This window comes from Streptomyces phytophilus, from assembly GCF_013870535.1.
GTDB classification, from domain to species: domain Bacteria; phylum Actinomycetota; class Actinomycetes; order Streptomycetales; family Streptomycetaceae; genus Streptomyces; species Streptomyces phytophilus.
Genome location: NZ_JACBXC010001658.1, coordinates 1 through 1,098 on the forward strand (window position 1 = coordinate 1; position 1,098 = coordinate 1,098).

General features: G+C 74.7%; 1 protein-coding gene and 1 pseudogene. One reads left to right on the forward strand and one right to left on the reverse strand.

The genetic code is table 11. The features are described 5' to 3' along the window. Positions 1-61 precede the first annotated feature (61 nt). The gene (locus tag H5J30_RS35015; RefSeq protein WP_181791829.1) at positions 62-616 is read right to left on the reverse strand and encodes an MTB12 C-terminal domain-containing protein; all 555 of its coding nucleotides are present in this window, start codon (positions 614-616) and stop codon (positions 62-64) included. A 208-nt stretch (positions 617-824) separates the two neighbouring features. On the opposite strand from H5J30_RS35015, the pseudogene H5J30_RS35020 reads away from it, so the two are divergent. Beyond that, positions 825-1,098: pseudogene (locus H5J30_RS35020) on the forward strand (hypothetical protein); the annotation flags it as partial.

Genomic DNA, 1,098 nt, shown 5'->3' on the forward strand with positions numbered 1-1,098 from the left:
CGCCGCGGTCAGCAGCACCAGCGCGGCCACCGCCAGCGCGGCACCCCCCGGCCTGGTCAACTCAGCACCCGGGGCCCGGCGAACCGCTCATCTCGACGAGCGTGCAGATCGCCCGCTTCGACACCTTCCACGTGCCGTCCTGCAGCACCGAGACCCCCGTGGCGCCGGGCACCACCGTCTGGCCCTTGAGCGCGATGTCGTACGTCACGTCCGCCTCCTCGGCGGAGCCGAACTCCACCCCGGTGACCTCCGCGCCGACCTGCTTCCAGCGCTCGTCGTCGGAGAACGCGACCATCAGCGGCCGCATCGCCTCCCCGTCCTCCAGCACGGCCAGCTTCGCGTCGGCGTCGGAGTCGGGCGAGAAGAACGTCGTCCAGTTCTCCTCGATCTCCTTCTCCGCCGCCGCGGGGTCGGCCGGTTGCGCGCCGCCCGCGCCGTCGCCGGCGTCCTCGCTCTCCTCCGCGGCGGGGCTGCTCTCCGACGCCTGCGCGCTCGGCAGCTTCTCCGGTGTGTCCGTGCCCCCGCCGTCGTCCCCGCAGCCGGCCGCGCCCAGCCCTGTGAGCAGTACCGCGGCGGCAAGCCACGCGGCGCTGCGCGTGCGTGCTCCTCGGGTCATCCGTCCTCACCCCTGAACGTCGTCATGCGTCGAGTGTCCCGCCGATCCGTTCGCTCTACTGCGCAGTAGAACCACACACGGCATAGTGCATCCCAAGCGGCGGCGATGCACAGGGGGCAGAATGCGGCAAACCGGCCCGGCGCGCGGGTACTCGCTGGCGGCCACGGCCCTCAGGTGGGGCAGTTGGGCCGCGCTCGCCGCGGGGGCCGTGCTGTGCGCCGTCGGCTGGTACGGGGTGTCGGGCGAGCGGTTCGCCGAGCGGCAGATCCCGTACCTGGCGTCCTGCACGATCCCGGGGGCGGCGCTGATCGTCGCCGGGGCGGTGCTGCTGTCGCGGGGCGACCAGGGTCTCGCGGCGGCGCGGGTGGAGGAGTTGTACGGGCTGCTGGTGGCGGCGGACGGGGAGGGCGCGGGCGGGTCCGCCGGGCCCGGACCCTGGACCGGGCCCGGCGCCGGGGCCGGAGAGCAGCTGCCACAGGCTG

Excerpts from the sequence above, each read along its gene's own strand:
- H5J30_RS35015 (WP_181791829.1), bottom strand. The coding sequence starts at position 616 with ATGACCCGAGGAGCACGCACGCGCAGCGCCGCGTGGCTTGCCGCCGCG.